Annotated in this window: 22 protein-coding genes and 1 pseudogene; 11 read left to right on the top strand and 12 right to left on the bottom strand. The window is 72.7% G+C overall.

Annotation, left to right across the window (positions count from 1 at the left end):
* A partial coding sequence (locus ACSLTV_RS32385; protein WP_435613407.1) for a hemerythrin domain-containing protein occupies nucleotides 1-408 on the bottom strand: 408 nt, incomplete at its 3' end.
* 176 nt (nucleotides 409-584) lie between these two features.
* Between ACSLTV_RS32385 and qcrB the strand changes: the two genes are divergently transcribed.
* Nucleotides 585-2,225 (top strand): cytochrome bc1 complex cytochrome b subunit, encoded by a 1,641-nt coding sequence (qcrB, locus tag ACSLTV_RS32380; protein ID WP_435613406.1) that lies wholly within the window; start codon nucleotides 585-587, stop codon nucleotides 2,223-2,225.
* A 123-nt stretch (nucleotides 2,226-2,348) separates the two neighbouring features.
* On the opposite strand, the gene ctaF is transcribed toward qcrB, so the two are convergent.
* From ctaF to ACSLTV_RS32355, 5 genes are all read right to left on the bottom strand, one after another.
* Nucleotides 2,349-2,741, bottom strand: coding sequence for an aa3-type cytochrome oxidase subunit IV (ctaF, locus tag ACSLTV_RS32375; RefSeq protein ID WP_432138141.1), 393 nt, complete (start codon nucleotides 2,739-2,741; stop codon nucleotides 2,349-2,351).
* Nucleotides 2,738-4,453: an aa3-type cytochrome oxidase subunit I gene (ctaD, locus tag ACSLTV_RS32370; RefSeq protein WP_432138140.1), complete on the bottom strand. Its 1,716-nt coding sequence runs from the start codon at nucleotides 4,451-4,453 to the stop codon at nucleotides 2,738-2,740. Before ctaD ends, ctaF begins: the two co-directional genes overlap by 4 nt.
* A gap of 230 nt (nucleotides 4,454-4,683) precedes the next feature.
* On the bottom strand, nucleotides 4,684-5,499 hold the full coding sequence (locus ACSLTV_RS32365; RefSeq protein WP_432155285.1) for a sigma-70 family RNA polymerase sigma factor: 816 nt from the start codon (nucleotides 5,497-5,499) through the stop codon (nucleotides 4,684-4,686).
* A gap of 138 nt (nucleotides 5,500-5,637) precedes the next feature.
* Nucleotides 5,638-6,045, bottom strand: coding sequence for a hypothetical protein (locus tag ACSLTV_RS32360; RefSeq protein ID WP_432138138.1), 408 nt, complete (start codon nucleotides 6,043-6,045; stop codon nucleotides 5,638-5,640).
* 48 nt (nucleotides 6,046-6,093) lie between these two features.
* Nucleotides 6,094-6,465 carry a sensory rhodopsin transducer gene (locus ACSLTV_RS32355; RefSeq protein WP_432138137.1) on the bottom strand — a complete coding sequence of 124 codons (372 nt, stop codon included), beginning with the start codon at nucleotides 6,463-6,465 and terminating at the stop codon, nucleotides 6,094-6,096.
* 192 nt (nucleotides 6,466-6,657) lie between these two features.
* Between ACSLTV_RS32355 and ACSLTV_RS32350 the strand changes: the two genes are divergently transcribed.
* The 3 genes and pseudogenes from ACSLTV_RS32350 to ACSLTV_RS32340 all read left to right on the top strand — a co-directional run bounded on the left by ACSLTV_RS32350 (nucleotide 6,658) and on the right by ACSLTV_RS32340 (nucleotide 9,702).
* Entirely contained in the window at nucleotides 6,658-6,858 is a 201-nt protein-coding gene (locus ACSLTV_RS32350; protein ID WP_432138136.1) for a hypothetical protein, read from the top strand.
* 3 nt (nucleotides 6,859-6,861) lie between these two features.
* On the top strand, nucleotides 6,862-7,371 hold the full coding sequence (locus ACSLTV_RS32345; RefSeq protein WP_432138204.1) for an HAD family hydrolase: 510 nt from the start codon (nucleotides 6,862-6,864) through the stop codon (nucleotides 7,369-7,371).
* A gap of 298 nt (nucleotides 7,372-7,669) precedes the next feature.
* Nucleotides 7,670-9,702: pseudogene (locus ACSLTV_RS32340) on the top strand (PEP/pyruvate-binding domain-containing protein).
* Nucleotides 9,703-9,798: 96 nt separating this feature from the next.
* Here ACSLTV_RS32340 and ACSLTV_RS32335 read toward each other — a convergent pair.
* A complete protein-coding gene (locus tag ACSLTV_RS32335; protein ID WP_435613405.1) occupies nucleotides 9,799-10,839 on the bottom strand; it encodes a MerR family transcriptional regulator in 1,041 nt (346 codons plus the stop codon).
* A complete protein-coding gene (locus ACSLTV_RS32330) occupies nucleotides 10,833-11,597 on the bottom strand; it encodes a HEAT repeat domain-containing protein (RefSeq protein WP_435613404.1) in 765 nt (254 codons plus the stop codon). Before ACSLTV_RS32330 ends, ACSLTV_RS32335 begins: the two co-directional genes overlap by 7 nt.
* A 148-nt stretch (nucleotides 11,598-11,745) precedes the next feature.
* Between ACSLTV_RS32330 and ACSLTV_RS32325 the strand changes: the two genes are divergently transcribed.
* Nucleotides 11,746-12,324, top strand: coding sequence for a TetR/AcrR family transcriptional regulator (locus ACSLTV_RS32325; protein ID WP_435613403.1), 579 nt, complete (start codon nucleotides 11,746-11,748; stop codon nucleotides 12,322-12,324).
* Between the two features lie 131 nt (nucleotides 12,325-12,455).
* Here the strand turns inward: ACSLTV_RS32325 and ACSLTV_RS32320 are convergent, their stop codons facing one another.
* Both ACSLTV_RS32320 and ACSLTV_RS32315 read right to left on the bottom strand, forming a co-directional pair.
* A complete protein-coding gene (locus ACSLTV_RS32320) occupies nucleotides 12,456-12,845 on the bottom strand; it encodes a VOC family protein (protein WP_432138132.1) in 390 nt (129 codons plus the stop codon).
* Nucleotides 12,835-13,656, bottom strand: a complete 822-nt coding sequence (locus tag ACSLTV_RS32315; RefSeq protein WP_432138131.1) for a helix-turn-helix domain-containing protein — start codon at nucleotides 13,654-13,656, stop codon at nucleotides 12,835-12,837. The genes ACSLTV_RS32320 and ACSLTV_RS32315 overlap by 11 nt, the downstream gene beginning before the upstream one ends.
* A gap of 254 nt (nucleotides 13,657-13,910) precedes the next feature.
* On the opposite strand from ACSLTV_RS32315, the gene ACSLTV_RS32310 reads away from it, so the two are divergent.
* Nucleotides 13,911-15,335 (top strand): glutamate decarboxylase, encoded by a 1,425-nt coding sequence (locus ACSLTV_RS32310; RefSeq protein ID WP_435613402.1) that lies wholly within the window; start codon nucleotides 13,911-13,913, stop codon nucleotides 15,333-15,335.
* A gap of 174 nt (nucleotides 15,336-15,509) precedes the next feature.
* Here ACSLTV_RS32310 and ACSLTV_RS32305 read toward each other — a convergent pair whose 3' ends face one another.
* On the bottom strand, nucleotides 15,510-16,388 hold the full coding sequence (locus tag ACSLTV_RS32305; protein WP_435613401.1) for an alpha/beta fold hydrolase: 879 nt from the start codon (nucleotides 16,386-16,388) through the stop codon (nucleotides 15,510-15,512).
* A 190-nt stretch (nucleotides 16,389-16,578) separates the two neighbouring features.
* On the opposite strand from ACSLTV_RS32305, the gene ACSLTV_RS32300 reads away from it, so the two are divergent.
* The 5 genes from ACSLTV_RS32300 (at nucleotide 16,579) to ACSLTV_RS32280 (ending at nucleotide 21,256) form a co-directional block, all read left to right on the top strand.
* Nucleotides 16,579-18,531 carry a BTAD domain-containing putative transcriptional regulator gene (locus ACSLTV_RS32300; protein ID WP_432138128.1) on the top strand — a complete coding sequence of 651 codons (1,953 nt, stop codon included), beginning with the start codon at nucleotides 16,579-16,581 and terminating at the stop codon, nucleotides 18,529-18,531.
* A 308-nt stretch (nucleotides 18,532-18,839) separates the two neighbouring features.
* A complete protein-coding gene (locus ACSLTV_RS32295; RefSeq protein WP_432138127.1) occupies nucleotides 18,840-19,883 on the top strand; it encodes an AI-2E family transporter in 1,044 nt (347 codons plus the stop codon).
* A 216-nt stretch (nucleotides 19,884-20,099) separates the two neighbouring features.
* Nucleotides 20,100-20,231: a hypothetical protein gene (locus ACSLTV_RS32290; protein ID WP_432138126.1), complete on the top strand. Its 132-nt coding sequence runs from the start codon at nucleotides 20,100-20,102 to the stop codon at nucleotides 20,229-20,231.
* 6 nt (nucleotides 20,232-20,237) lie between these two features.
* On the top strand, nucleotides 20,238-20,882 hold the full coding sequence (locus tag ACSLTV_RS32285; RefSeq protein WP_432138125.1) for a cytochrome c oxidase subunit II: 645 nt from the start codon (nucleotides 20,238-20,240) through the stop codon (nucleotides 20,880-20,882).
* Nucleotides 20,879-21,256 carry a cbb3-type cytochrome c oxidase subunit I gene (locus ACSLTV_RS32280; RefSeq protein WP_435613400.1) on the top strand — a complete coding sequence of 126 codons (378 nt, stop codon included), beginning with the start codon at nucleotides 20,879-20,881 and terminating at the stop codon, nucleotides 21,254-21,256. The genes ACSLTV_RS32285 and ACSLTV_RS32280 overlap by 4 nt, the downstream gene beginning before the upstream one ends.
* On the opposite strand, the gene ACSLTV_RS32275 is transcribed toward ACSLTV_RS32280, so the two are convergent.
* The gene (locus ACSLTV_RS32275) at nucleotides 21,187-21,363 is read right to left on the bottom strand and encodes a hypothetical protein (protein ID WP_432138207.1); all 177 of its coding nucleotides are present in this window, start codon (nucleotides 21,361-21,363) and stop codon (nucleotides 21,187-21,189) included. The genes ACSLTV_RS32280 and ACSLTV_RS32275 overlap by 70 nt on opposite strands.
* Nucleotides 21,364-21,641 lie beyond the last annotated feature (278 nt).

The following is a 21,641-nucleotide window of genomic DNA, read 5'->3' as shown; positions in this document are numbered from 1 at the left end:
CCCGTCGAGCACGTCGGCGGGGCACATCGCCCGCAACCGGGGGAAGAGGAGCTGTTCCTCCTCGACGACATGGTCCGTGACCTGCTCGATCAAGGAGAGCAGAAGGGTGCCGAAGCGCTCCTCGCCCGCTTCCAGGTCCTCCAGCGCGCGCAGCGTCTCGGCGATCCGGCCCTGCCGGTCCAGATCCCGGTCCGCCCAGTCGTCACCGTCCAGGACGTACCGGCGCACGACGGGGAAGAGGTGCTCCCTCGTGACGACGGAGTGGCGGGCCATGGCGGTGCTGAGCTGTTCCAGCAGGGCCTTGCGGCCGTCGCCGTCCCGCGGCGCGGCACGGATCCGGTCGAAGAGCCGCTGCATCCGCTGGTGGTCCGCCGCGAGTTCGTCGATGAGCCCACTGTGACCGTCCACTGCGCCTCCCGGGTCGCCTGCGTCGCTCCGCCTGACAGGGCAGGTGCCCTTGCCGCGCCCGCACCATGCGGCGGGCCGGGCGGATTGAACCGGGCGGCCCATGGGGTACCCCTGGTCTGGCGCCCGACCGGGCAGGCGCCAGACGAGGCGATGACGCGGAGGAGCGTGGTGCCGGCATGGTGGTGACGCGGCGGAAGGCGCGGACGCGGGCCAGGGCTCGTCAAGCCGCCCTCGGGAGTTATGTCTCGGTCGACCGGCGCGCGCCGGTGTCGCAACTGGCGGCCCAGCTCCTGCGCAAGGCGTTCCCCGACCACTGGTCCTTCCTGCTGGGCGAGATCGCCCTCTACAGCTTCGTGGTCCTCGTGCTCACGGGCAGCTATCTGACCCTGTTCTTCGACCCGAGCCTGGCCGAGGTGCCCTACCGGGGCTCGTTCGAACCCCTCCAGGGCCTGCTGGTCTCCAAGGCGTACGAGTCCACGCTCCATCTCAGCTTCGACGTCAGAGGGGGTCTGCTGGTCCGGCAGATGCACCACTGGGCCGCGCTGGTGTTCGTCGCGGCCATCGGCGTCCACATGCTGAGGATCTTCTTCACCGGCGCCTTCCGCCGCCCGCGCGAGGGCAACTGGATCATCGGGGTGACGCTGTTCCTGCTGGCCCTGCTCGAAGGGTTCGCCGGCTACTCGCTCCCGGACGACCTGCTCTCCGGCACCGGGTTGCGCACGGCCAACTCCATCGTGCTGTCCATCCCGGTGGTCGGGACGTATCTGAGTCTGTTCCTGTGGGGCGGTACCTTCCCCGGGGACGCGATCATCGACCGCCTCTACATCGTGCACGTGCTGTTCGTACCCGGACTGCTCATCGCCCTGATCACCGTGCACCTGATCATGGTGGTCTATCTGAAGCACACCCAGTGGGCGGTGCCGGGGCGCACGAACCGCAATGTGGTGGGGCAGCCGATGTTCCCCTCGTTCATCGCCAAGTCGACCGGACTGAGCCTCGTCGTGGCCGCCGTCATCACCCTGATGGCGGCCACCGCGCAGATCAACCCGGTCTGGAACTACGGCCCCTACCGGCCCGACCAGGTGTCCACCGACGCCCAGCCCGACTGGTACGTCGGCTTCCTGGAGGGTGCGCTGCGGCTGATGCCGCCCGCCGAGACGGTCGTCGCCGGGCACACCATCATGTGGAACGTCTTCCTGCCCGCGGTCGTGCTGCCGGCGCTGCTGTTCGCCGTGCTGTACCTGTACCCGTTCTTCGAGCGGTGGGTGACCGGGGACCTGGTGGAGCATCATCTGTGCGACCGACCGCGTGACCGTCCGGTCCGCACGGGGCTCGGGGTGGCCGCCATCGTCTTCTACGCGGTGCTCCTCGTCGCGGGCGGCAACGACGTGATCGCGGTGGTGTTCGACGTATCCGTCAACTCCCTGACCTGGGCCCTGCGCGTGGCCGTCTTCGTCGGCCCGGTCCTCGCCTACCTCCTCACCCGTCGGGTCTGCCTGGCCCTGCAGAAGCACGAGCGGCGGCTGCTGGAGGAGGGCGAGGAGACGGGCGAGGTGCTGCAGGACGTCGCCGGGGGCCTGGCGGAGACCCACGAGGACGTCGACCGTACGCGCCGCTACCGGATGCTGGTCCGGGACGTCCCCCGGCCGCTCGGCCACCCGGGCCCCGGGGCGCCGCTGCGCCGGCGTCTCCAGGTCTCGCTCAGCTCCTGGTACTCCCGCGACCGGATCGAGACCCCCGCCACCACCGAGGAGCGCCTCCAGGCCACGGGCCGCACGGTCGACCCTGTCGCGGGAGGGCCCGCCGAGGAGGAGTGAGCGGGCGGGGCGTACCGCCCCCGCATCGGCGGGTGGTTGCCGCACCGCGGTACGGCCCGCGGCCCGCAGAACGAAGCGGGCCGCGGGCCGCGCGGAGGACGTGCCGGGGCGGGACCGCCCCCGTCAGGCGCTCTCGCGGCCCGCGTACTGGAAGACCATGCCGAAGACCCCTGCGGCGAGCACGCCGAAGCCGATCAGGAAGAGCCACAGGCCGTACACGACGCCGACGGCGAGCACGGTGACGCCCGCGGCGGTGACGACCGGGTACGTGCTGTGCGGCGGGAAGAAGTCGACCCGGCCGGCACGCTCCTGGATCTCACCGTCCGGACGGTCCTCCGGGCGGGGGCCTTTGCGGTGGTGGTTGATCAGCGCGAAGAAGGCGATGACCGCCGCCATGAGGAAGGACACCGTCAGTGCGGCGATGCCCGCGGGTTCCCGGGCGAACCAGATGTAGGCGGCGTCGGTGACGAGGAAGAAGAGGGCGACGCCCGCGAAGAGATATGCCTCGGACTTCATTCGCTCTGCTTTCCCAGGGTGTCGGGTGTGGGTTCGACGGTTCCGCGGTCCGCGGGGCTCAGCCGGTCGAGCGCCTCGGGGTGGCGCAGGTCGAAGGCCGGGGAGTCGGACCGGACGCGCGGCAGGGCCGTGAAGTTGTGGCGGGGCGGCGGGCAGGAGGTGGCCCATTCCAGTGAACGGCCGTACCCCCAGGGGTCGTCCACCTCGACCCTCGGCGCGTATTTCGCGGTCTTCCAGACGTTGTACAGGAAGGGGAGGGTCGAAAGCCCCAGCAGGAGGGCGCCGATGGAGGAGATGGTGTTCAGCGTGGTGAAGCCGTCGGCGGGCAGGTAGTCGGCGTACCGGCGGGGCATGCCGATCTCGCCGAGCCAGTGCTGGACGAGGAACGTCGTCTGGAATCCGGCGAACAGCGTCCAGAACTGGATCTTCCCCAGGCGTTCGTCGAGCATCTTGCCAGTCATCTTCGGCCACCAGAAGTAGAAGCCGGAGAACATGGCGAAGACGATCGTCCCGAAGAGCACGTAGTGCAGGTGGGCGACGACGAAGTAGGTGTCCGTCAGGTGGAAGTCCATCGCCGGGGAGGCGACGAGGACGCCGCTGAGCCCGCCCAGCAGGAAGGTGACCAGGAAGCCCAAGGACCAGAGCATCGGTGTCTCGAAGGAGACGCTGCCGTGCCACATGGTGCCGATCCAGTTGAAGAACTTCACCCCCGTGGGCACCGCGATCAGGAAGGACATCAGCGAGAAGAACGGCAGCAGCACACCGCCCGTGGCGAACATGTGGTGGGCCCACACCGTGGCCGACAGCATGGTGATGGCGATGGTCGCGCCGACCATGCCGACGTACCCGAAGACCGGCTTGCGGCTGAAGACCGGGATCACCTCGGTGACCACGCCGAAGAACGGCAGCGCCACGATGTAGACCTCCGGGTGGCCGAAGAACCAGAACAGGTGCTGCCACAGCAGGGCGCCCCCGTTGGCGGGGTCGTAGATGTGCGCGCCGAACTTGCGGTCGGCCTCCAGCGCGAGCAGGGCCGCGGTGAGCACCGGGAAGGCCAGCAGCGCGAGGATCGAGGTGAAGAGGATGTTCCAGGTGAAGATGGGCATCCGGAACATGGTCATGCCCGGCGCCCGCAGACACACGATGGTGGCGATGAAGTTGACCGACCCGAGCGTGGTGCTGAGCCCCGCGACCACCAGCCCCATGATCCACAGGTCGGCGCCGTGCCCCGGGGTGTGCACCGCGTCGGTCAGCGGCGCGTAGGCGAACCAGCCGAAGGGCGCCGCCCCGTGGGACACCGCGAAGCCGGACAGGACGGTCAGGCCGCCGAAGAGGAACAGCCAGTACGTCAGGGCGTTCAGCCGGGGGAAGGCGACGTCGGGCGCGCCGATCTGCAACGGCATGATGGCGTTCGCGAAACCGGCGAAGGTGGGCGTGGCGAACAGCAGCATCATGATGGTGCCGTGGATGGTGAAGAGCTGGTTGTACTCGTGGCGGGTGACGATCTGCAGTCCGGGCCGGGCGAGTTCGGCCCGCATGAGCAGCGCGAGGATGCCGGCCACCAGGAAGAAGCCGAAGGACGTGACGAGATACAGGTGGCCGATCTTCTTGTGGTCGGTGGTGGTCAGGTAGTCCCGTACGGTCTCGCCCGTGCGGACCCGGGGGGCCGGGGCGGGGCGGGGCTCCTCCAGGCCCGTGTGCGTCTGTGGCATGAACCCTCCACTGGCTGGACCGGCGATGCGGCATCGGCAGGGAGCGGAGTAGCCCCCGGGGGCCCATCGCAAACGCGCGGGCGCCGGTGAGCGCCATGGCCCCCGCCCCGCCCCGGGCCGCCGCACAGCGTAGGGGCCCCGAGCGGCCGGACCGGTCATCCACCGCTGGGGTTCACGAGATCGGCGCAGCGCCGCCGTTGCCGTGGGCCGCTCGGTTCGGCCGGTCCTGGTCAGTCCGTCTGGAGGTGGCGGCGCAGGGTGCCGCAGGCGCGGGACAGCAGGCGGGAGATGTGCATCTGGGAGACGCCGACCCGTTCGGCGACCTGGCGTTGGGTGAGACCGTCTGCGAAGTACAGGTGCATCACCCGGCGCTCCCGTTCGGGCAGGGTGGTCACGAGTGAGCCGAGTGCCACTCTGTCGGTCACACGGTCCAGCGCCGGATCGTCGGCGCCGATGGTGTCGGCCAGGGAGACGCTGCGCTCGGGGCCGCGCAGTTCGTCCACCGAGACCGGGTTGCGCGCCTGGTCGGCGAGGAGAGCCAGCTCGATCTCCCGTTCGTCGAGGCCGGTGAGTTGCCGCAGTTCCCGGGTGGTGCCGCCGTCCGCGCGGCCCGCGCGGCGCAGTTCCTCCTGGGCAGCGCGCACCCGACGGTGCTTCTCCTGGATCCGCCGGGGCACGTGCACGTGCCAGGTGTGGTCGCGCAGGTGCCGCTTGAGCTCCCCGTCGATGGTGGGGACGGCGTACGAGAGGAAGTCGTGCCCACGGGCCGGGTCGAAGCCGTCGACCGCCTTGACCAGTCCGAGGCAGGCCACCTGGTAGAGGTCCTCGCGGCTGTCGGCGGGAGAGCCGTAGCGGCGCGCCAGCCGCCGGGCGACCGGCAGGAAGGCGCGTACGACCGCCTCCCGCAGGGCTCGGCGCTCCGGACCCGGTCCGCAGGCGGCCATGCGATGCACCAGTTCGTCCTGCGGCGTGCGGCTCCTGGCGCGGCCCCGGCCGGGACCTGCGGCATCGCCGTGGGGCTGCGCTGCCCGGCTCTGAACGCTCATGGGTTTCTGTCTACGCGACGGCGGCGCCGCCCGCCTTTCGGCGGACGCCGTTCGGAGGCGGCCCGGCCCGCGCAGGCCGGTCCGGCGTCGGTCGGGCACCGCCTCCGCCGCCGTCGCCACCGCTCCTGGATGCTCGTGTCAGACGTCCCCGGCCCCGTCCTCCCGCACCTGCCGCAGCCGCTCGTTGTGCCAGGCGATGCCGCGCCGGAGTTCCGGTTCGTGCAGGCCGGTGCGGCAGCCGAGTTCCTCCAGGCTGCGCACCGGGCCACCGGTGGTGAAGGCGCAGTCGATCTTGGCGGCCCAGAGCTCCTCCGGGACGAACGGACGGTGCCGGTACCTCTCCCGCACGGTCTCGAAGTGGTCCGCGCAGCAGGCGGTCAACCGGCGCAGCCCGTCGAACCACTGGCGCCTGACGTAGGCGCAGGACGAGTCGGGGACGTAGCCGCTCACCGCCTCGTCCTCGGGGAAGACCGTGCCGCACAGGTCGCAGAGTTCCAGTGCGACGGGTGTCCTGCGGCGGGCGGCAGCCTTGCCTCGTCTCCACATGTCTCACTCCAGGGCCGGGTCGGTCGCCGCACGCTGACCGCCCGGTGGTCAGCGTGCGGCGAAGGCGATGGTCGACAGCAGCGCGTTCGCCGGCTGCCTGCTGTCCAGCCGGGTGTGCTGGACGACCACCGGCACGTCGCTGACGAGTACGGAGGCGTAGTCCGCGTCGGTGGGCAGCGCACCGTCGTCGACGAGTTCCCGGAACCGCTGGTGACGGGTCCGGCGGGCCGGCACGGTGACGTGGTAGGGGCCCGCGGGTTCCCGGTCGGGGAAGAACAGGGTGATCTCCACATGCGCGTCCGCGTCACCGGTGTTGAGGATGCACGCCGTCTCGTGGCTGGTCATCGACGCGGGTCCGGTGCTGGCCCCGGGCACGAACCCCTCGGGGATGGCCCATACTCGCTGTCCCAGGTGTTCCATCTCGCTGCCTCCTTCTAGCGGTCCGAGGCGAGGGGAGTATCCGCCGCCCGCCGGGGTGAAACGGCGTGGCCGCGCGACACGGACTGCGGGAGGGCAGGCTTGCCGTGAACGGGCAACCCGGGAGACTCCGGTGGACGGTGTGGGGCCGGCCGAGGTCTCCGGGACCGTCCACGGCAGGGAAAAGGGAAGACCATGCCCGTCGACAGCCGTCCGAGCGTACTCGTCCTCGACGTCAACGAGACGCTCACCGACCTCACCTCCCTCGGCACCCGCCTGGAGGCCGTGGGGCTGCCCGCGGCCGTGCTGCCGGCCTGGCTCGCCGGCGTGCTGCGCGACGGCATCGCCCTCACGCTGGCCGGCGGCCCCGCCTCCTTCGCCGACGTTGCGGGCTAGGCGCTGCGCACCCTGCTCGCCCAGGAGGGCACGGCCGGACACGACGCGGACCGCGCCGTCGAACACGTCCTCGGCGGGCTCCCCGGCCTGCCCCTCCACCCGGACGTGAGCGAGGGCGTCACAGCCCTGCACGCGAGCGGCCACCGGCTGCTGACCCTCACCAACGGCTCGGCCGACACCACCCGCACCGTGCCGACCCGCGCGGGCCTCGCCGACCGCTGCGAGACCCACCTCGACGTGCAGGGCGCGGGCGGCCGCTGGAAGCCCGCGCCCGACGCCTACGCGTACGCGGTCCGCGCCGCCGGTGCGGAGGCACGGGCGGTGATGCTCGTCTCCGTCCACCCCTGGGACATCGACGGAGCCGCCCGCGCCGGCCTCGCCACCGCCTGGGTGCGTCGCACGCCGGTGCCGTACCCGGCGTCGCGGCGACCGCCCGACCTGGTGGCCACCGGGTTCACGGACCTGGCGCGGCAACTGGACGGCGGGCCGGGCGGACCCCGTTCGGCGGGCTGACGCTCGGAACGCCTCCGACCCGACGGAGGCCGGGCGAGGGGCGACGGTCCGGCCTCCGTCGGGTCGTCGACGGAGGCCGGGCGAGGGGCGACGGTCCGGCCGGCACGGCCATGGGCGCGGCGGCACCTCGGACCAGGGAGAAGGGAAAAACAAAGGCAAGGAGAACGCGCTCCTCGCCACTCTCAACGTATAGCGCACCGGGGGGCTTGCGGCAAGGCCCCGGTCGCGGCGCACAATCGTCGGCCGAAGCCACAACCTGCGGAAATGAGGGCACGACGTGCGCGTGTCGGACGAGGACATGCCCGGCGACGGATGCGACGAGGCGGGCGGCACAGGGGACCCGGCCGTCCGGGCCGGTGCGACGGAACGCGGCACCCCGGGAGCTACGGCGAGAACCGAGCGGTACGTGGTGGATCTGGGTGACGTCGACGAGACGCAGGTCGCCGTCGTCGGCGGCAAGGGCGCGCACCTGGGCGCGCTGTCGGCGGTCGAGGGCGCCCGGGTGCCCGAGGGCTTCTGCGTGACCACGGACGCCTTCCACCGGATCATGGCGCAGGCACCGTCGGTCGAGGAGGAGCTCGCTCGGCTGTCCGCCCTGGACCCGGACGACCGGGAGGCGATCCGCGCGCTGAGCGCGCGGGTCCGCCGGGCCGTCGAGGACGTGCCCGTCCCGGGCGACCTCGCGGCGGCCGTCACCGGAGCGCTCGCCCGGCACGGCGCGCGGACTCCCTACGCGGTCCGGTCCAGCGCGACGGCGGAGGACCTGCCGACGGCCTCCTTCGCCGGCGCGGCTGACGGCCATGGCGCCCATGCACGAGGCCGGCGGGCGGCTGTTCGTGGACGCCGCCCGGCGCCTGGCCTCGCCCGCGAGCCGCGCCGGCCTGCTGGACCTGGTGGGCAGGTCCGATCCGCTGGTCAGGGACGCGTTGGAGACCGTACTCGAACGGGACGGCTTCGTGCCCTCGCTCCCGGACCCGGAGCCCGCCGGGCCCGCGGCCGGTGGCGCGCCCGCCCCGGTCGCGACCGACCCGGCCGTCGTCACCGAGCTGATCGGGCGCAGCCAGGCGTCCACCGCCGCTCTGCGGCGTGAGATCGGGACGAAGAGCGGACCGGAGCTGTTCGACTTCCTGCTGGAGGCCCTCGAGGAGCACAAGCGGGTCCTGGTGGACCCCTTGAGCATCCAGGCCGTCATGGCGGGGATGGAGGCCACCTGGTGGCTCAACGACAAGCTCCGGGAATGGCTGGGCGAGAAGAACGCGACGGACACGCTCACCCTGTCCGTCCGCGACAACATCACGTCGGAGATGGGCCTGGCGCTGCTGGACGTCGCGGACGTGATCCGTCCTCATCCGGAGGTGGTGGCGTTCCTGCGGGACGTCGAGGACGAGGAATTCCTGACGCGGCTGCCGGAACTCCCGGGCGGCGCCGCGGCGCGCGCCGCCGTCGAGGACTACCTCGACCGGTACGGCATGCGCTGCGTGGGCGAGATCGACATCACGCGGCCGCGTTGGCGTGAGCGGCCCACCGCCCTGGTGCCGGCGATCCTCGACAACGTCCGGAACTTCGAGGCGGGCGCCGCCGCACGGCGCTTCGAGCAGGGACTGGAGGCGGCGCGGAGCAAGGAGCGGGACGTGCTCGCCCGCCTGAGAGCCCTGCCGGACGGGGAGCGGAAGGCCGAGGAGACGCAGCGGATGATCCACCGCGTCCGCACCTTCATCGGATACCGGGAGTACCCGAAGTACGACATCGTCAGCCGCTACTTCCTCTACCGGCAGGCTCTCCTGACGGAGGCCGAGCGCCTGGTGCGGGCCGGTGTGGTCACCGAGAAGGAGGACGTCTACCACCTCACGTTCGAGGAGTTCCACGAGGCCGTAAGGTCGGGCCGGGTGGACGCACGGCTGATCCGGCGGCGCAGGGAGGCGTTCCGGACGCACCGCTCACTGACGCCGCCCCGGGTGCTCACCGGAGGGCGAGGCCATCAGCGGGGCGTACCGGCGTGCGGACGCTCCGGCGGGCGCCCTGCTCGGCCTTCCGGTCTCCGCCGGGGCCGTGGAGGGGCGGGCCCGCGTCGTCCATGACATGGCGGACGCCGATCTCCAGGCCGGGGACATCCTGGTCACGGCCTACACCGACCCCAGTTGGTCGCCGCTGTTCGTGGGCATCGCGGGCCTGGTCACCGAGGTGGGCGGGCTGATGACGCATGGCGCGGTGATCGCCCGGGAGTACGGCCTGCCGGCCGTCGTGGGCGTGGAGGGGGCCACTCGCCGCATCCGGGACGGCCGGCGCATCCGCGTGCACGGAACCGACGGGTACGTCGAGATCCTCACCTGAGCGGCCCCGCCCCGGCCGCCGCTGCTCCGTTCCGCCGAGCCCGGTGCGGCGGTCCGGGGGCGGGACGGTGCCGGGGCACCTCGGCGGCGGGTGCCCTCAGGCGTCCTCGACGGCCCGGTCCGCGCCGCCGGGCCCGCTGTCGAGGACGCCTACGAACGCCGAGGCGACGAGGGCGACGGCGCGGTCGTCGTCGTGGGCCAGTCGGCGCAGGACCTGCCGCGCGGTTCTCCCCGGCAGCTCGACGAGGGCCTGGGTCAGGCGGATCCGGGGCGCGGAGTCGGCTCGGGGCGCTGCCAGCTCGTCGACCAGAGCGGACGTGATCCGGGCCGCGCACGCGGGGTCCTCGGACAGCGTGCTCAGGGTGTCCGCCGCCTCCACGTCGTTGTCGCCCTCGACCACCATCGCGACCAGTGCCGGCACGGCAGCGGTCACGCCCCGTCTGCCCAGCGCCACCGCGGCCTGTCCGCGCACCCTGGTGTCCCCGTCCGCCAGTGCTCCGGTGAGCGCCGCGGTCGTCGCCGGGGTCTCGGGCAGCTCGGCGAGCGCGAGCACCGCTCGCCGCCGGGTGCCGGCGTCCCGCGAGCGCATTCCGGCGGTCAGCACGGCGGTGCCGCCGCCGTCGGATCGGGCCAGCGCCCAGCGCAGGGCGCCCGCCACGTTGGGGTCGGTCTCGGTCAGGACCGCCTCCGCCAGCAGTCCGGCGGGGACGCGGACACCCTCCGGCGGGGACAGGACGGCCTGTTGTCTGCGCGCGGCGCTGTGCGAGTCGAGCCCCTGCATCAGTTCGACGACGCGCAGCACGTCCTGCCAGCCGGTGGGGGTCGACGCGTCGATCGCGCGGAGCCGTGCGAGCAGTTCCCGCTCCCGTTCCAGGCGGTCCTCGGTCCACCGGATGAGGTCGCCGACCAGGGCGGACGGGGTGAACGCCGGGTCCTGCAGGGCGCGCCCGATCTGCTTGAGGGAGAGCCCGAGGGACCGCAGGCTCTCCACGTGGAAGATCCTGCGGACGTCCTCGGGGGAGTACTCGCGGTAGCCGCCGACGGTACGGCCGGTCGGCCGTACCAGCCCGAGGGCGTCGTAGTGCCGCAGCATCCGGGGACTCACCCCGGAACGGCGGGCGACCTCGCCGATCAGCACGCGGTGCTCTCCCCCGCGTCTCGCGCCGGGCCGGCCGGCGCCGGCCGGGCGGAGGCGGCGGCCCGTCCGGGGCCGAGTGCGACGACTCGTCTCGCCTCGTCGAGGGCGGTGTCGAAAGAGGCCTCGGGGTTCTGCCGGAGCAGTTCCGTGGCGCGGGCGTGTTCGGCCACCGCCGGGTCGGGGTGGGCCGCGGCCTGCCGCAGAGCCGGTTCGGACGCGTCGCCGAGGTCGGCGAGGGCCCGGCTCAGGCTCAGCCGCACCTCACGGTCGCCGCGGCCGAGGTGCGTGACCAGTTCGTCGGCGAGGCACCGCTGCTCGGACTCGGGGACGAGGGCCACGGCAGCACGCCATGCGGTCCGCGCGACCTCGTCGTCGGTGTCCCGCAGCATGTCGGGGGCGATCCAGGACCAGGTGCCGCTGTCGCCGATCTTGGACAGTGTGTGCACCGCCTGGCTGCGGGCCTGTGGGCGCTCGGAGCCGAGTTCCCGGCGGAGCCGGGGCAGGACGGTCTCCTGTGGGAGGCGGGTCAGCGCCCAGGACAGCATGTCCCGCACGTAGAAGTCCGGTTCGGCCGCGCACCGTTCGACGAGCGTCGGCAGGAACCCGGGGTGTGGGTCCGAGCCGGCCGCCAGGGCGGCCTGGAGCCGGACCGACGGGTCCTCGGCGCCCAGGGCCTCGGCGACACGGGCGTGGTGCGGGGCGATGGGCGGGGTGCTTGCTGGGGTGCTGATCGGGACCACCTCCTGTACCCAGCGCACACCCTGCCACGGTGTCAGGGTCAAGCCGGGTCCGGGTAGGCGCAGGCGCCCGCCAGGGAGTTCCTCCGGTGCGGGCCGAGGGCGATGACTGCGCACGTAGTACTCTGCTTGCAGTGGTTTGGAGCGGGCTACGGCTGGAGTGGTGTCCATGGCCAGACGGAACGACCAGCGGCGCGCCGCCCTAGTCGACTCGGCGATCGAGGTGCTGGCCAGAGAGGGCGCGCGGGGCCTGACGTTCCGGGCGGTGGACGCCGAGGCCGCCGTCCCCGCCGGTACCGCCTCCAACTACTTCGCCAACCGGGACGACCTGCTCACCCAGGCCGGCGCCAGGGTCTACGAACGGCTCCAGCCCGACGAGGCGACGATCGCCCGCCAGCGGACGGCCGGCCGCGACCGGGAGACGTACGTGGAGCTGATGCGGGAGCTCGTCGGCCGCGTCTCCGCGTTCCGCACCGGCTATCTCGCGCTGCTCGAACTGCGCCTGGAGGCCACCCGCCGCCCAGAGCTGCGCAAGGTCCTCACCGAGCGCGTGCGCGCCGATGTCGACGCCAACGTCGCCTACCACGAGACCGCCGGATTCCCCGGCGACGCCATGGCCGTAAAACTCCTGATCCTCACCCTGAACTGGCTGATCGTCGAGCAACTCACCCTGCCGGACGTCTTCACCGAGGCCGAGCGCGATCAACTGGTGACGGCAGCGGTCGAACGCATCGTGGGGGAAGGGTAGGGAGCCGCGAAGGCGGCCGGGTCGTCCGGACCGCCTGCTGGGACACGGCCTGCCCGACGCGGGTGGCGGGTTAGTCGACTGACCCGCCACCGCGATCCGCCGCGGCTCGTCACACACGCGTCACGCCTCGGTCACGCGACGACGTCGCAGCTGAGCACCCACAGATGCCCGAAGGGGTCCCTCACCCGGCCCTGCCGCTTGCCGTAGGGGCGGTCCTCGACAGGGATGACGATCTCGGCGCCGAGCCGTGCCATGCGGTCCGCAACGGCCGCCGGGTCGGGGAGGTCGAGCATCAGCAGGACCGGGGTACCGCCCACCGACAGCGGGTCGTGCCAGCCCCACGCGTCGACGCCCTGCGCCAGCGCGAAGGTCGTGGTGCCCAGGGACAGTTCGGCATGCACGACGCGTCCCTGGTCGTCGGTGACGCGCGAGGTCGGCGCCACTCCCAGGGCGTCGGTGTAGAAGTCGATCGCGGCGTCGGCGTCGGAGACGAGCAGCTTCGGATGCAGTTCAGTGGTCATGGCTCGATGATCGCGGCGCAGGACGCGGCGGGCCTTGTAGATTTCGGCCCTCCTCCGCGAGCCAGCCGCTCGGTGTGGTCCGCATCAGGTCCCGGAAGTCCCGCACCAGATGACTCTGGTCGTGGTAGGCGCTCTCGGCGGCGATCTGGGCCCAGGACTCGGCCCCCTGCCCCGCGCGGTGCGCCGCCGCCGCCAGCCGGGCGACGCGGGAGGCGAACTTCGGGCCGACCCCCACCGCGCTGCCCATCACCTGGCGCAGGCGGCGCGGGCTGAGGTGCACCTGCCGGGCGACGTCCTCCACCGATACCCCGCCGTGCCCGGCCCGGATGATCCGCAGGGCCTCGATGGCGTACGGCGACACGTGGGGCGGGGAGGTCCGGGCCAGTCGGTCGAGGAGACGGCGGCGCATGAGCGGGGCCCGCAGTCCGGCCGGACTGTCCGCCAGTTCCTCTCTCAGGTCGCGCAGCCATGGCAGGAGCAGGTCGGCGTCCAGCCCGCCCGCGTCGACCTCGCCCACCGGGACGCCGGTCAGGCGCTGGGCGGCCAGGGGCGACAGCTCGACGTACACCATCGGCTGGTCGGGGAGCAGGGTGAGGGAGGGCGTGGCGGTGCCGGGCCGCATCAAGCCGGTCACGACGGCCGGCACGCGCCGGGTGTGGTCGCCGTAGCGGACGTCGATGGGCGGCCCGAGGCTGACGACCAGGCGTGAGGCGAGCAGCGGAAGCGCCCGATGCAGCCGAGGGGGGCCGGTGTGCTCGCTGACGGCGACCACGCCGATGCCCGCCGCACGACATGCCTGACGCGACTCCACCGGAGGATTGTCCCATCGCCGCGGGTGCCGTGTCGTCCGGTGCGGCAAGGGGCGATCCGTCCCACCCGCGCTGCACGGGGCGCTGTGCCGACCCACGCGAACACGCCTCCGGGCGGAAAGGATTCCCGCTTGCGGGCCTCGCCCCCGTCCACACCATGGGGGTACGGACACTGCCGCGCCGCCGGTTCACCGCCGCCCGGCAGGGCACTCCCGACAGGGCCGCACATCACCGCAGCACAGAGAGCCGAGGGCGTATGAGTGTGCAGCACGACGACCGCGAGAAGAACCGGGACCTGCATATCAACCCCGTCTTCAGTCGCGAACCCGTCCGGATTCCCCGGTACGCGATGCCGGACGGGGAGATGGAACCGGAGACCGCCTATCAGGTGGTCCACGACGAGCTCATGCTCGACGGCAACGCCCGGCAGAACCTGGCGACTTTCGTTTCCACCTGGGCCGATCCCCAGGCCCGGCGGCTGATGGACGAGTGCGCCGAGAAAAACATGATCGACAAGGACGAGTATCCGCAGACCGCGGAGCTGGAGACCCGCTGCGTGCACATGCTCGCCCGGCTCTGGCACGCCGAGCACCCCCGGCAGGCGATCGGGTGCTCGACCACCGGTTCCAGCGAGGCCGCCATGCTGGGCGGGCTGGCGCTCAAGCGGCGCTGGCAGCACCGCCGCCGCGCCGAGGGCAAGTCCACCGACCGGCCCAACCTGGTCATGGGCATCAACGTGCAGATCTGCTGGGAGAAGTTCGCCGAGTACTTCGAGGTGGAGCCCCGCTACGTCCCCATGGAGGGCGACCGGTACTGCCTCACGCCGGAGAAGGCGGTCGAGCTGTGCGACGAGAACACCATCGGGGTCGTCGCCGTACTCGGCTCCACCTTCGACGGGAGCTACGAACCGGTCGCCGACATCGCCGCCGCCCTGGACGACCTGCAGTCCCGCAGTGGGCTGGACATCCCCGTCCACGTCGACGGCGCCTCCGGAGCGATGATCGCCCCCTTCCTCGACCCGGACCTCCAGTGGGACTTCCGTCTGCCCCGCGTGGCCTCCATCAACACCTCCGGTCACAAGTACGGCCTGGTCATGCCCGGTGTCGGCTGGGCCCTGTGGCGCGACGAGAGCGCCCTGCCCAAGGAGCTGGTGTTCCACGTCAACTACCTCGGCGGCGACATGCCCACCTTCGCGCTCAACTTCTCCCGCCCCGGAGCCCAGGTGGTCGCCCAGTACTACAACTTCCTGCGCCTGGGCTTCGAGGGTTACCGGCGCGTACAGCAGACCTGCCGGGACGTCGCCACGCGCCTGGCGCGGGAGATCGCCGAGCTGGGTCCGTTCGAGCTGATCACGGACGGCAGCCAACTCCCCGTGTTCGCGTTCCGGGTGCGCGAGGGCATCGAGCACTTCAGCGTGTTCGACGTCTCCGCAGCCCTGCGCGAGAACGGTTGGCTGGTCCCCGCCTACACGTTCCCGGAGAACCGCACCGACCTGGCCGCGCTGCGCATCGTGATCCGCAACGGCTTCAGCCACGACCTGGCCGACCTGCTCCTGCGGGACCTGCGCCGGGTGCTGCCCCGGCTGGACAAGCAAAATGAGCCGCATCGCGACGCCGACGACGCGGGCGGCTTCGCGCACGGCGCCGAGACCAAGAATCCGCGCACGCCGGGCCGCCACTGACCGCGCCGCCCGCCTCGGCAGTCGCTCAGTGGTCAGCCGTCGTCGATCGACAGCCGACAGCCGTCTCCGTCGGCAGTCGCAGTCGTCCGGACGAGCCCCATGTGCCGGCTGTTCCGTCTCGGCTGCGCTCGCCTGCGTGCCCGTGCCACCTTCTGACGGCAGGGGAGCCGCGGCTCATCGCTTCACCAGTTCCAGGATCAGGGCGGCGATGTCCTCGGGCCGCTCCTCGGCCATGAAGTGGCCCGCCCGGGTGGTGACGTGCCGGAGGTCGGTGGCCCACGGACGCCAGGTCGCCGCGGCGTCGAAGCCCAACTGGGCGCCCCAGTCCTGCTGGACCACCGTCACCGGCATGGTGAGCCGGTGGCCGGCGTCCAGGTCGGCCCGGTCGTGCTCGATGTCGATCGTCGCGGTGGCCCGGTAGTCGGCGACGATCGACGGGACGGCGGCGGCGCAGGCGCGGAGGTACTCGGCGCGCACATCCGCGGGGACGGCGTCCGAACCGGCGGACCAGACATCGAGGAAGTGGCCGAAGAACGTGTCGGCGCCGGCCGCGATCATCCGCTCGGGCAGGCCGGGCGGCTGGGCCATCAGATAGAGGTGGAAGCCCACCGCCGCACCGACGCCGTGGAGGACGTTCCACATGTCCAGGGTGGGGAGGATGTCCAGAATCCCGAGGTGGGAGATCCGGTGCGGGTGGTCCAGACCGGCCCGGAAGGCGACGTGCGCGCCGCGGTCGTGGCCGACCAGCGCGAACCGGTCGAGTCCGAGTGCGTCGGCCAGGCCGACGACGTCGGCGGCCATCGCCCGCTTGGAGTAGGTGTCCTCGGTGACCGCGTCCGGCTTGCTGCTGGCGCCGTATCCGCGGAGGTCGGGGCAGACCACGGTGTGGTTCTCGGCCAGGACGGGAGCGACGTGCCGCCACATCAGATGGGTCTGGGGAAAGCCGTGGAGCAGCACGATCGCGGGCCCCTCCCCACCGACCGCCGCGGTCAGCTCGATGCCGTCGCACACGCCGATCCGCCTGGTCGTGAATCCGTCGAGGGTGATGCCCATCGCGCCGTCGTCTCCTTCTGTCGAACCCGTAAGCCAGTACCGCCCGCGGGAGGTGGGTGAACGAGAACAGGATCGTCCGGCCGGATCAGCGGCGGATCAGCGGCGACGGCCCGAAGCCGGGCCGCCCGTGGACACGGGCGGCCGAGGACGCGAGCGGCCGAGGACCCTGGCGGCCGAGGACAATGAGGACATGCAGATGCTCGTCAAGGTGCTCGGGCCGATCCTGGTCACGGATGCCGAGGGCCGGCCGGTGGCCGTCGGCAGCCGGCGCCGACGTGAGGTTCTGGGGCGGCTGGTCGCCGCCGGCGGGCGGGCCGTCTCGCTCCCGGTGCTGGTCGCGGATCTCTGGGAGGACCCTCCGCCCACGGCGGCCGGTACGGTCCGCACGTTCGTCTCCGAGCTGCGCCGGGCCCTCGAACCGGACCGTCTCCCCCGGACCCGCTCGCGCCCCATCGAGACCGTCGGCACCGGGTACGCCCTGCGCGTCCCCCGCGCACACGTCGACGCCCACCGCTTCGAGGACACCCTTCGGGCCGCCCGCGACGCACCCGGTGCCGAGGCGGCTGACGCACTGAGCGAAGCGCTCTCGTGGTGGCGGGGCGAGCCGTACGCCGACCTCGACGCCTCGCCCTGGCTGGCGCCGGAGCGCGCCCGTCTGGCCGAGCTGCACAGTCAGGCCGTCGAACTGCGCGCCGAGGCCCTGCTCCGCCTCGGGCGCGGCGCGGCCCTCGTACCGGAGCTGGAGGCGTTCATGGCCGCCCATCCGTGGCGGGAGGGCGCCTGGGCCCTGCTGTCCCACGCCCTCTACCAGGCCGGCCGTCAGGTCGACGCGCTCGCCTCGCTGCGGTCCGCGCGGACCGCTCTGCTGGACCGGTTCGGGCTGGACGCGGTGGACGCCCTGGACCGTCTCGAACGCGACATCCTCCAGCGCGCTCCGCACCTGACGCCCGCCCCCCTGTCGGAGGAGCGGGTGCGCCTGCTCACGCGCACGGAGGCGACGGGCACCTACACCCGGCTTCGCTCGATGAGCACGGTGGCGAGGGCCGCCGCGGTCACCGGGGGCACCAACCTCGTCCTCGCCCAGGAGCAGCGCGCCGCGGCGGCCGCCGAGGCCGAACGGAGCGGGGACCCCGGCCTGACCGCCCGTGTGATCGCCGCGTACGACGTCCCCACCGTCTGGACGCGCGCCGACGATCCCGAGCGCTCCCGTGCCCTGGTGGCGACCGTCCGGCGCACCCTGCACCGGCTCGGGCCCCAGGCGCCGCCCGCGCTGCGGGCGCGGCTCCTCGCCACGCTCGGGCTGGAGCACCGCGGAACCCGGGACCGCTGGGCCGCCGAGGCCGCGGCCGAGGCGGAACGGCTGGCCCGGGAGCTGCACGACCCGGGCGTGCTGGTCCTCGCGCTCAACGCCCGGTTCGTGCAGTCCTTCCAGCGGCCCGGACGCACCGCCGAGCGGGACGCCCTCGCCGACGAACTGATCGTCGTCTCGCGGCGCCACGACCTCCCCGCGTTCGAGATCCTCGGGCACCTGGTCAAGCTCCAGGTGCTCGGGGCCCGCGGCGAGACCGGCACGGAGGCGGCGCGCCACCATGTCGGGGAGGCCGAGCGGCTCGGCGGCCTGCACGAGGCCCCGCTCGCGGGGGTCCTCACCGCCGCCTTCCGTACCATGCGGCTGGCGGAGCGGTCGAACGATTCCGCGGCGGTCGCACACGCCTACCACGCCCTCGCCCGGGATCTCGCCGGCGCGGGCATGCCGGGGGTCGAGGCCGGTGTGCTTCCGCTCGCGCTCCTCTCGCTCCACCTGCGTCACGACCGCCCCGCCCCGACCGATCCCCGCCTCGACTGGGGCCCCTACCGTCCCTGGGCACAGCCCCTCCTCGACCTCGCTCACGGCGACACCGCCGCGGCCCACCGCGCGGCGGCCGCCCTGCCCACACCACCTGCCGACCACCTGTACGACGCGCTCTGGGCCGTCACCGCGCACACGGCGATCCGGCTCGAGGACGCGGCACTTGCCGCTCAGGCCCATGACGCGCTGTCTCCACTGGGCGGGGAGAGCGCGGGCGGGACCACGGCCGTCCTCTCGTTCGGCCCGGTCGACGACCTGCTGTGCGCCCTGGCCGGACACGTCGCCCGGCGCTGACGTCGCCCGCAGCCGGCCGCGCGGGTCTTCGGGTCCGGTTTCAGCGGCCCGCCCCCGGGCACGGGGCACGGGTACGAAGGTCCCGTGGCGCCCTCGCACCGCTGCTCCCCCTGGAGTGCGGTGTCCCCTACGAGTCGCTGCCCGGGGAGCCGATCCGACGGACTGATGCAGCGTCAGGAGGCGCCCCCGAACGGGGCGGTGGGATTCCTCGAAGCGGTTGATGCACACCGGTGCGCCGCGGGACCGCGCAGCACATGCCCGGGCGGGCCTTCGCGGGGTACCGCCGCACCGATGCGTACGCTGGGAGGGTGCAGTTGCTTCCGGAGCCCGTTCGTCGGCTTGCCGCCTGGTGCGCCGCGATTCTGCTGGTCACCGGTGTCGTCTACGTCGGTATCCAGGTGTGTGTGGCGCTCCGGTCCGCCGTGATCCCCGTACTGCTCGCCCTGCTCGGCACCGCGCTGCTGCTGCCCGTCCACCGGTGGCTGGTCAGGGCCCGGGTCAACCGGTCCGTCGCCGCCGGGCTCACCTGCGCCGCGGTCATCGCCGTGGTCGGCGGCGCCGTGTACCTCGTCACGGTGACGCTGGTCGACACGTGGGACCAGATCGTGTCCTCGCTGCGCGAGGCGGTGCGGCAGTTGGCCGACCGGTTCGGCGCGTCCGACACCTCCCTGAACGACCTCGCGGACGACGCGCTGGACCTGCTGGGCAGGCTCGACGGAACGGCCGCCTCCGGCGTCGTCCAAGGGGTCGGTCTCGCAGTCCAGGTCCTCGGCATGGCGGTCCTCGCGCTGCTGCTGGTCTTCTTCTTCCTGCGGGACGCCGACCGGGCCACCGGCGCCCTGCGCTCGCTGGTCCCGGGCGATCGCACCGGCCTCGTGGAGGGGATGGCCCGCCGGGCCTTCGAGGGCGTCGAGGGCTTCATGCGGGGCACCACCGTCGTGGCGCTCATCGACGCGTTCTTCATCACCCTCGGCCTGCTGATCCTCCGTGTACCCGGTGCCCTCGGGCTCGGGGCGATCGTCTTCATCGGTGCCTACGTGCCGTACATCGGCGCCTTCCTCTCGGGCGCCGCGGCGGTCCTGGTTGCGCTGGCGGACCGCGGCTTGGCCATCGCGGTGTGGGTGCTGGGCGTGGTGCTGGCGGTCCAGGTGCTGGAAGGCAACATCTTCCAGCCGATGGTCCAGAGCCGCACCGTGCGGATCCATCCCGCGGTGATCCTCGTGGCGCTGACGGCGGGCGGGGCCGTGGCCGGGATCGTGGGGGTGCTCCTCGCGGTGCCCGCGACCGCCGCGGCCTTCGGGGTCGTCCACGAGCTGCGCGCCCACTACTCCCCCGCACCGCACGACGCGTAGAGAGCACCGGCACGCCGAAAGACCACCGCTCGGTGGGCGCGTCCGCGCCGCGCACGAGCCGAGCAGCCCCGCGCGATGCGCCGTGAGGGCGGCGCAACAGGCCCGCCGTCGGGGCTGCGGGGCCCGCGGGGTGGCGGTGTGTCAGGCCGCGAGGCACCCGGATCATCCGTAATGTCCGGACCGCCGCAGTTATGGACGAGGTGAGGAAGTGGTGTCATGCCGGTCGGTGACTTCCCCTCGGGCCACCGGGCCGGTGTGCGGCCCCGGGGCTGGACGCACGACGTCCGGACCCGCCTCGCCGGCACCCGGCACGAGAAGACCGCCCGGCGCGAGGAGACCGGCCGGTGAGGCAGCGTGACGTCTTCGGCACCGTCTTCGCCCTGGAGGCCGTCGTCGCCGGGACGGTCCTCCTCGTCGTTCTCGCCCACTTCGGCTACGCCCTGGTCCGCCGCCGCGCACGGCTCCGCCCCCGGCGAGACCGGACGGCCCGAGCGACCGCGCCTGGAGGCGTTCTACGTCAGCGTCCTCGCGGCGTTCGCCGTCTTCCTGGTGGCCTGGACCGCCTGGCAGAACCACCGTGAGCACGAGACGTCCGGGCCCGCGCCGGTGCGCGTCGACGTCACCGCCTTCCAGTGGTGCTGGAAGTTCACCCATGTGCGGGCGGAGTGTGCGCGCAGCGTCAGCGCGAACTGCCGGGACGGCCGGCTGCCCACCCTGGTGGTGCCCACCGGCCGCCCGGTGCGGCTGCGGCTGACCTCGCAGGACGTGATCCACTCGCTCTGGGTCCCGGAACTGCGCTGCAAGATGGACGTGTTCCCGCACCACACCAACTCCTTCACCCTGACCCTCGACCACGAGGGACGCTGGCTGGGCAAGTGCGCCGAGTTCTGCGGCCAGCGGCACACCACCATGCACTTCTGGCTGAAGGCCGTTCCGCCCGAGGAGTACGACCGCTACCTCGACGCCCAGCAGGACACGGCGGGAGGCGCGGCGGCATGACGGTCGCCCCGCCGGCGTCGGACCAGGAGGACACCGGGGGCCGGCCCGTCAGGCCGAGCGGCTGGCTCGGCTGGGTGGCGACCACGGACCACAAGCGGATCGGGCTCATCCTCGGCACGTCCCTCGCCATGCTGCTGCTGGTCGGTGTCATCGCACTGGTGATGCGCAGTCAGCTCGCCCTCGCGGAACGGGACCTGATCGACGCCCACACGTACAACCAGCTGTTCACCATCCACGGTTCCGGCACGATCTACCTGGTCGTCACGCCGTTCGCCCTCGGGATGGGCGTCTACCTGGTCCCCCTTCAGATCGGCGCCCCCGGCATCGCGATGCCACGCCTGACTCTGTCACCACCCAGGACCAGCAGGCTGTAGAGGGCGATCTCCCCGAGCAGGAAGGACCAGTGGTCGGGGAACGCCTTGCGCAGGTACTCCTTGCCGGCCTCGCTGAGCGGCACCCGCCGGTCGACGACGGTCGCCACCCGCTCCCCACGACGTGGCCGCGGCGGTCTCCCTCCGCCGGACAGCCCCATGCGCCCTCGTTTCCCGTCGGCCGCCCCGCTCAGGTGGCCCTCCGCCTTCGATGCGTGACTCTTCGCATCCGAGGCTGTCACGGGAGTTCGGGGGGCGCTCGGCGGAGGACGGAGGCGGGACACACGGCGGGCGCCTCCCGCGCCGGGCTTCGCCGTACCACCCGTACGAGTCGGCGAAGCGCCGTTTACGGATCACCGGGCGAGGCTACCCAGCAGGCGTCCGTCGA

The sequence above is a fragment of the Streptomyces sp. bgisy159 genome (genome assembly GCF_965341775.1).
In the GTDB taxonomy this organism is placed as follows: domain Bacteria; phylum Actinomycetota; class Actinomycetes; order Streptomycetales; family Streptomycetaceae; genus Streptomyces.
This window is presented reverse-complemented; position numbering and strand designations above follow the sequence as displayed.